Genomic DNA, 7,907 nt, shown 5'->3' on the forward strand with positions numbered 1-7,907 from the left:
CCAAATGTGGGAGCCAGCCTGCTGGCGATGAGGTCTGTTCTGACGCTAAAAATTCAGAGCTTCGCGGCTGCCAGTTCAGGCACCACCCATTCGTTCACCTTGAACGGCTTGCGAATCAGCTTCTGCTGCGCCGCCAGATCCACCTTGCCCTGCAGGTTTTCGAGGAACAGCGGGTCCAGTGTCGAAGGGAAGACTTCACTCAGGTTCTGATCCTTCAGATCCTGGGTCAGGATCACCGGCGGATAACTCGCCAGCCCCGAGACCAGTTGCACGTAGGCGTCCTTGTTGCTGTCCTGAGTCAGCCACTCCACTGCCTGCTGCTGTGCCTTGAGCAGTTTTGCCACGACGTCCGGATGTGCATCGACAAATTTTCCGGTGCCCAGGAGAACAGCCTGCACACTGCCGGCGCCGCCAAGGTCCTTGGTATTCAGTGGCAGTTCGGCCAAACCCTTGGCCTGCAAAGCGGTCAGCCCGGAACTGCCCCACGACGCATCGATCTGCTTCGCCGCCAGCGCGGCAACCGCTGCGTTGAAATCGAGGTTGATCACCTTCACGTCCTTCTCGCTCAAGCCCACGCTGGCCAGTGCCGCATCGAACGACAATTGTGTCGCAGTGCCGCGGAAGATCGCCACGCGCTTGCCTTTGAGATCCTGCAACGTCTTGATCCCCGAACCCGGCACCACGCCCAGGTATTGCTTCACACCCCGGGCGCTGGCGCTGAGCAGACGCGTGTCCAGCCCGTTGGACTTGCCGATGATGGCCGCCAGATCACCCAGATACGCCAGGTCCACCTGGCCGTTGGCGAACGCCTCGTTGATCACAGGTCCCGCGCCCTTGAAGAAACTCCACTGAATCTTGATGCCCTGATCGGCGAAGGCCTTTTCGAAGATCTGCTGATCGCGCAGCACATCCACGATGCCCCCGCCGCTGTGTTGAGTACCCGCGCTCAGATCAGGCACGGCAATCCTGATTTCCTTGAGCTCGTCGGCCTGGGCAGAGAACGCCAACAGACCCGCCAGTGCCGGCGCGGCAAACAGACTGATGACACGTTTGAAGGGAAGGTTCATGGGTGCGGCTCCTGATCACGGCGGGCATTGAGGAGCCGAAAGTAGGCGCAATCCGCATCAGCGCTTAAATACTTAAAAAGCACATTTTTATAGCTTTTCACGCTAAGCCAGCAAAGTCGGGACATGCAGAGCGGTATGCATGGAGAGCATCGAAAATATTCTTCGAATGCATTGGATGCGTGCAGGGCTGGAGGCCTTAAATGGCGCTGCTTATCTCCAAAATGATTAATTTACAACTCGCTTATAACAATTGGTTTTTAGCTAATTCCGCTGACTCGATCCAACCCGACAACGGAGGTCACCATGGCCCGTGAATCCCTGCTCAGCCTGCCACTGGCCGCTCCGCCGTTGAAAAGCCGGCGCACCTGGCCAAGCCTGAGCCACCGCCTTTTACCCTGGATATTGCCGCTCGGACTGTTCGCCCTGTGGTGGCTGGCAGCGCGCAATCAATGGATGAGCGAACAGATCCTGCCGGCGCCTTCACTGGTGTGGAACAGCGCGACCGAGCTGTCCCAGGGCGAGTTGTGGAGTCACTTGTGGATCAGTCTGCAACGGTTGTTCTGGGGCCTGTTGGCGGGCGTCTCCGCCGGTGCTGTGCTCGGTGCGGCGCTGGGCTTCAGCCGTCGTCTCGAACGCCTGATCTTCCCGACGTTCGCTGGCCTGGCCCAAGTGCCGACGCTGGCGTGGATTCCGCTGTTCATGGTGTTTTTCGGCATCGGCGAAACGCTGAAACTGGTGGTGCTGATCAAGGCCATCGTGGTGCCGGTGACCCTGCACACCCTGGTCGGCGTGCGTGATGCGCAACCGAAACTGCGCGAAGCCGCCGCCGTGTTGCGCCTGCCGCCACGCTTGTTGATCCGTCGACTGGTGCTGCCCGCCGCCCTCCCGGCGTTCATGGCCGGCGTGCGTCTGGCGCTGGCCGCTGGCTGGACTTCGTTGCTCGCCGTCGAGCTGCTGGCCTCCAGCGAGGGCATCGGTTACCTGATGGTCTGGGCCCGGCAGCTGTTCATGCTCGACATCGTTTTCGTGTGCATCGTGGTGATCGGACTGATCGGCGTGGCGATGGATCGCGGCATCGGTCTGCTGGACAGAAAACTGGTGCACTGGCCGCACCCGGCCACGGCGGAAATTCGTCGCGGACCGCGCTACGAAGGCTGGCAGCGCGTGCAGCCGTGGCTGCTGCCACTGGCGCTGTTGGCCCTGTGGCAACTGGCGGTCGATCAGCAATGGATCGAGGCCAACATTCTGGTGAGCCCGTGGGTAGTGTTGGAGGCGACGAAAAACGGTTTGCTCGACGGCACGTTGATCTCGGGCATGGCCCTGAGCCTGGGCCGCACACTCGGCGGCCTGTTGATTGGCGGCGGCCTCGGCCTCGTGCTGGGCTTGCTACTGGGGCTGTCGCGCACCAGCGAACGCGTGCTCGGCCCGACCCTCGCCGCCCTGCGTCAAATCGCGATCTTCGCCTGGGTACCGCTGCTCACCGCGTGGTTCGGTCTGGGCGAACTGGCCAAGTGGGTGTTCGTCGCCCTCGCCGCTTTCTTTCCGTTGTTTGTCGCGACTCAACGCAGCGTCGCCAACCTCTCGCCGCAACTCAACGAAGCCGCGCAGGTGCTGCGCCTGAACCTCGGCCAGCGCCTGCGTCGACTGGTGCTGCCGGGCGCTGCGCCGGGGATCTTCGCCGGCCTGCGTCTGAGCCTGATCTACGCCTGGCTCGGCACCATCGGTGCCGAATATTTCATGCCGTCCAACGGCGGCATCGGCAGCCAGATGATCGGCGCCCATCAACTGCTGCGCATGGACCTGATCATGGCCGGAATGCTGCTGGTCGGCCTCACCGGCGCCCTGCTCAACCTCATTGGCCAACGCCTGGAAATCCGCGCCACCCGCTGGAGACACGCATGAACGCACCCATTGTTAGCTTCACCCACGTAGGCAAATCCTTCGACGTCGACGGTTTCGAACTGGAGGCAATTCGCGAATTCAATCTGGACATTGCAGAAGGCGAATTCGTCGCCATCGTCGGCTCCAGCGGCTGCGGCAAATCCACGTTACTGCGCTTGCTGGTGGGCCTCGACACGCAGTTTCGCGGGCAGATCACGGTCGATGGTAAAGCCGTCAGCGGGATCGGCGGCGAGCGCGGCATCGTGTTTCAAGAACACCGCTTGTTCCCGTGGCTGACGGTGGCCGACAACATCGGCCTGGGCCTGGTCAACGAGCCGCTGGCGGCCTCCGAAAAGCAGCAACGCGTCAACGATTTCATCGAACTGGTGGGCCTGCGCGACTTCACCCGCGCCTACCCGCATCAACTCTCCGGCGGCATGGCCCAGCGCGTGGCGATTGCTCGCGGACTGGTAGCGAGCCCACGAATCCTGCTGCTCGACGAACCCTTCGGCGCACTCGATGCGCTGACCCGCCAGCAGATGCAGGACGAGCTGTTGGCGATCCGTGAGCGGGCAAAAATCACCACGATTCTGGTCACCCACGACGTCGAGGAAGCGATTTTCCTCGCCGACCGCGTGGTCGTGATGGAGCCGCGCCCCGGCCGGATCAAACAGGTGGTGGACATCGCCCTGCCCCATCCGCGCCAGCGCAGCAGTTTCGACTTCCATCAGTTGCGCGAAGAACTGCTGCACGAACTGACCAGTGACGACCATTACCAACCGAGCGCACCGGTGCAGATCCGTGATCTGCCGTTGTCGTTCATTGCCTGCTGAACAGGAGCCTGTTGATGCCGCAACGTCCCAACTTTCTGGTGATTCTGGCCGATGACCTCGGCTTCTCTGACATCGGGGCCTTCGGTGGCGAAATCGCCACGCCGAACCTCGATGCTCTTGCCAACAATGGCCTGCGCCTGACCGACTTCCATACCGCACCGACCTGTTCGCCGACCCGTTCGATGCTGCTCACCGGCACCGACCACCACATCGCCGGCATCGGCACCATGGCCGAAACCCTGACCCCGGATCTGATCGGCAAACCGGGTTACGAGGGTTATCTCAACGACCGCGTCGTCGCGTTGCCGGAGCTGCTGCGCGAAGCGGGTTACCAGACGTTGATGAGCGGCAAATGGCACCTCGGCCTGACTGCCGAACTGGCGCCCCACGCCCGTGGTTTCGAGCGCTCGTTCTCGCTGCTGCCCGGCGCGGCGAACCACTACGGATTCGAACCGACCTACGATGAACACACGCCCGGCCTGCTGAAATCCACCCCGGCGCTGTACATCGAGGACGACACCTTCATCGACGAACTACCGAAGGATTTCTATTCCTCTGACGCTTTCGGCGACAAGCTGTTGCAGTACCTCAAGGAGCGCGATCAGAGTCGGCCATTTTTCGCGTACCTGCCGTTTTCCGCACCGCACTGGCCTTTGCAGGCGCCAGCGGAGATCGTCGAAAAATACCGTGGCCGCTACGACGCGGGGCCGGAAGTGCTGCGCCTGGAGCGTCTGGAAAAACTCAAGTCGCTGGGCCTGATCGAGCCGGATGTCGAGCCGCATCCATTGATCCAGCTGACCGCGCAATGGTCAGCGCTCAGCGATGAACAAAAACGGGTTTCCGCCCGGGCGATGGAGGTCTACGCCGCGATGGTCGAGCGCATGGACTGGAACATCGGCCGCGTCGTCGACTACCTGCGCCAGCAAGGCCAGCTCGACAACACCTTCATCCTGTTCATGTCCGACAACGGTGCCGAAGGCGCGCTGCTGGAGGCTTTCCCGAAATTCGGCCCGGAGCTGGTGACGTACCTGAGCCAGCACTACGACAACAGCCTCGACAACATCGGCCGCGCCAACTCCTACGTCTGGTACGGGCCGAACTGGGCGCAGGTGGCGACCGCGCCGTCACGCCTGTTCAAGGCCTTCACCACCGAGGGCGGGATTCGCGTTCCGGCACTGCTGCACTATCCGCAGCTGCCGCTGAAGGGGCAGATCAGCCATGGTTTCGGCACGGTGATGGACATTACGCCGACCATTCTCGATCTGGCCGGCGTGCGGCATCCCGGCAAGCAATGGCACGGCAAACCGGTGGCGCCGTTGCGCGGGAAATCGTGGCTGGGTTTCTTGTCCGGCGAGACGGCGCAGGTGCATGACGAACACACCGTTACCGGCTGGGAACTGTTCGGGCGCCGGGCGATTCGGCAGGGGCAGTGGAAGGCGGTGTGGATCCCCGGGCCAGTGGGGCCGGCGACCTGGCAGCTCTATGATTTGGGCAGTGATCCGGGGGAGATTCATGACCTGGCGTTAAGTCAGCCGCAGAAGCTTGAAGCGCTGATCGAGCATTGGCAGCGGTATGTGGAGGAGACCGGGGTGATTTTGAGTGAATCGCCGTTTCAACCGGATTGAGGCTCAGATCAAGAGCTGCCCTCACCCTAACCCTCTCCCGGAGGGAGAGGGGACTGACCGCGTTGTCTTTCTCTATACATCGACCTGAAATACCGAGTCGATTATGGATTCGGTAAAGCACTTTCAAGTCGGTGTATCTCCTAAATATCCCCCATTCAGTCCCCTCTCCCCCCGGGAGAGGGTTAGGGTGAGGGCTGGTTCTCCAGCCGAAAACACAAAGTCAGTTCAACTCGACTGCCTTCCCCACCAACCCTTCATTTTCCCTGCGAACAAACCGGTTCGCCCGCCCAAATGTCCCGAAATCATTAAACCGAACCCCCATCTCCCGCATCACCTTGTGCGCCACCGGCACCGTCAACTGGCGAATGTAAAACGGCTCCTTCACCACAAAATGATGAATCCCGTGGCTGCTGCCGAAGTTGAAGCAGAACGCCTGCAACGGCCACAGCCACCAAGGGTTCAACACCTGACATTGCTGCAGCACATTGCCCGGCTCCACATCCCCGTAGTAATGCATGTTCGAGCTGATGAAGTGCAGGCAAAACGTGCGCAGCACATTCGGGCCGATGATCACCACGGCGGCAATGTCGATCACCTGCATCACCGACAACGTGGTCGCCGACCATTCAATCGGCGAGCCCATCAAGTAAGCGATGCCATTGGCGGCATGAAACCCCAGAAACACATACCACGCCCCCCAATGCACCAGCGCCAACGGCGCATAGACCTTCAGGGAGCGCTTGATGATGCTGAACTTGTGCGCCCAGGTCTTGGCCCGCAGCATGCGGATAAACGCCGACATCACGTTGTCGCCGACCATCAGCAACCGCGCAAAACCCCAGGGCTCGCCATTAGTGATCGCCCGTTCTTCCATGTCGGTTTCAGTGCCGGACACCTTGTGGTGATTGAGGTGCAAGTGACGGCGGATCCACGGATTGATCGTGCTCGGCCGCGCCAGCCACACCAGGCCCATCATCAGGTTGTGCGGCACGCGCTGCTTGCGGAAATACATGCTATGGATCAGGTCATGTTCGAGTTCGTGAGTCAGCGAAGCGAAAAACGCGTTGAGCAACAGGCACGCCCACCACGCCATGTGTCCGGTTATGTAGAGCGCCGCCGAACCGATCATCCCGACCAGGGCGAAGGTCAGAATACCCGCGCCGAGGGCGTCCTGATGCTTGAGAATCGGGTAGCGCTCGCGCAGCTCGACGCCTTTGGCCAGCACCACTTCGCGAATATGCGCTGATCGCTGGGCAGCATTGTGTCGCTGGGGACTTGCAGAAGTACGGTCCATGCTTCCATCCTCTGTTTATTGATGTTCGCATCCTGCCCCGCGCAGGGTCCGAACGCGGTAGCCGAGAACGCCAACCTGTTGACCGGAAGCGCCAATCAGCATGAAGGAACCGACTTCTCTCGCCAGCTGGACCCGTGCCCTGCGCAAGCAACTCGACGCGCTGGGGCTGGACAGCACTGCCCTGTGCCAGCAGGCCGGGCTCGATCCGCAACTGATGGACGACCCGAACGCCCGCTATCCGTTGTCCGCCACCACGCGCCTGTGGGAAATCGCGGTGCAGGTCAGCGGCGATCCGGCGATCGGTTTGCGGGTGTCGCGGTTCGTCAGCCCCACGACGTTTCACGCGCTGGGCTACGCGTTGGTGGCCAGCGGCAGCCTGCGGGAAGTGTTCGAGCGGATCGTGCGTTATCACCAGGTGGTCAGCGACGCGCTGGAACTGGAGCTGACCCGCACCGAAGACCGCTACCGGTTTCGCCTGAAAATCCCGGCCGACAACCCGGCCCCGGCCTTCGAAGCCATCGACGCCTTCGCCGCGATTTACGTGCGCACCTGCCGCAATCGCCTGGGCCGTGACTACGCGCCACTGGCGGTGTACCTGCGTCGCCCGGAACCGGCTGATGCGCATCAATGGCACAAGGTGTTCCGCTCGCCGGTGTATTTTTCCGCCGAAGAAGACCGGATCGAATTCGCCCTCACCGACTTCGACAGCCACCTCGACGACGCCAACCCGGAACTGGCCGAACACAACGAAGCAGTGCTCAAACGCACCCTCGCCCAGCTCAAGCCGCTGACCTGGGAGCGCAAGGTGCGCGACGCCATCGAAGAACAACTGCCCGAAGGCGAACCCAGCGCTGAACGCATCGCCCAGGCCCTGCACCTGAGCCTGCGCAGCCTGCAACGGCATCTGGCGGACGAGGGTTGCCGTTTCGACACTCTGCTGAATGAAAGCCGCGAAAACCTCGCGCTGCTGCACCTGCGGGATCCGCAATGCTCGCTGAGCGAGGTGAGTTATCTGCTGGGATTTGCCGACACCAGCAGCTTCAGCCGGGCGTTCAAGCGCTGGACCGGGATGACACCGGGGCAGTTTCGCGATCAGTTGCGCTGACTGACCCGCAATTCGGGTTGGATTAACTGACCTCTTCGCGGGCAAGCCCGCTCCCACAAAGATTGGGGCGTACAAAAATCTGTGTCACACCTCGATTACTGT

6 protein-coding genes are annotated in these 7,907 nt (G+C 61.6%); 4 read left to right on the forward strand and 2 right to left on the reverse strand.

What is annotated here, in order from left to right:
• Positions 1-53: 53 nt before the first annotated feature.
• The gene (locus ACW9HX_RS28590) at positions 54-1,067 is read right to left on the reverse strand and encodes an ABC transporter substrate-binding protein (protein WP_457383152.1); all 1,014 of its coding nucleotides are present in this window, start codon (positions 1,065-1,067) and stop codon (positions 54-56) included.
• Between the two features lie 303 nt (positions 1,068-1,370).
• On the opposite strand from ACW9HX_RS28590, the gene ACW9HX_RS28595 reads away from it, so the two are divergent.
• From ACW9HX_RS28595 to ACW9HX_RS28605, 3 genes are read left to right on the forward strand one after another with little or no spacing between them, the layout of a single operon-like run.
• Positions 1,371-2,969 carry an ABC transporter permease gene (locus ACW9HX_RS28595; protein ID WP_457383153.1) on the forward strand — a complete coding sequence of 533 codons (1,599 nt, stop codon included), beginning with the start codon at positions 1,371-1,373 and terminating at the stop codon, positions 2,967-2,969.
• Positions 2,966-3,781 (forward strand): ABC transporter ATP-binding protein, encoded by an 816-nt coding sequence (locus tag ACW9HX_RS28600; protein ID WP_457383154.1) that lies wholly within the window; start codon positions 2,966-2,968, stop codon positions 3,779-3,781. Before ACW9HX_RS28595 ends, ACW9HX_RS28600 begins: the two co-directional genes overlap by 4 nt.
• A 14-nt stretch (positions 3,782-3,795) precedes the next feature.
• The gene (locus ACW9HX_RS28605) at positions 3,796-5,406 is read left to right on the forward strand and encodes an arylsulfatase (RefSeq protein WP_457383155.1); all 1,611 of its coding nucleotides are present in this window, start codon (positions 3,796-3,798) and stop codon (positions 5,404-5,406) included.
• 220 nt (positions 5,407-5,626) lie between these two features.
• On the opposite strand, the gene ACW9HX_RS28610 is transcribed toward ACW9HX_RS28605, so the two are convergent.
• Positions 5,627-6,700: a fatty acid desaturase gene (locus ACW9HX_RS28610; protein ID WP_457383156.1), complete on the reverse strand. Its 1,074-nt coding sequence runs from the start codon at positions 6,698-6,700 to the stop codon at positions 5,627-5,629.
• Between the two features lie 100 nt (positions 6,701-6,800).
• Here ACW9HX_RS28610 and ACW9HX_RS28615 point away from each other — a divergent pair, with 100 nt between their 5' ends.
• Positions 6,801-7,805, forward strand: coding sequence for an AraC family transcriptional regulator (locus tag ACW9HX_RS28615; protein ID WP_457383157.1), 1,005 nt, complete (start codon positions 6,801-6,803; stop codon positions 7,803-7,805).
• Positions 7,806-7,907: the final 102 nt, after the last annotated feature.

The sequence above is a fragment of the Pseudomonas sp. SDO52101_S400 genome (assembly GCF_054071635.1).

Bases quoted from the DNA above. Each gene is read 5' to 3' on its own strand.
- ACW9HX_RS28590 (WP_457383152.1), bottom strand. From the start codon at position 1,067: ATGAACCTTCCCTTCAAACGTGTCATCAGTCTGTTTGCCGCGCCGGCA.
- ACW9HX_RS28595 (WP_457383153.1), top strand. From the start codon at position 1,371: ATGGCCCGTGAATCCCTGCTCAGCCTGCCACTGGCCGCTCCGCCGTTG.
- ACW9HX_RS28600 (WP_457383154.1), top strand. From the start codon at position 2,966: ATGAACGCACCCATTGTTAGCTTCACCCACGTAGGCAAATCCTTCGAC.
- ACW9HX_RS28605 (WP_457383155.1), top strand. From the start codon at position 3,796: ATGCCGCAACGTCCCAACTTTCTGGTGATTCTGGCCGATGACCTCGGC.
- ACW9HX_RS28610 (WP_457383156.1), bottom strand. From the start codon at position 6,700: ATGGACCGTACTTCTGCAAGTCCCCAGCGACACAATGCTGCCCAGCGA.
- ACW9HX_RS28615 (WP_457383157.1), top strand. From the start codon at position 6,801: ATGAAGGAACCGACTTCTCTCGCCAGCTGGACCCGTGCCCTGCGCAAG.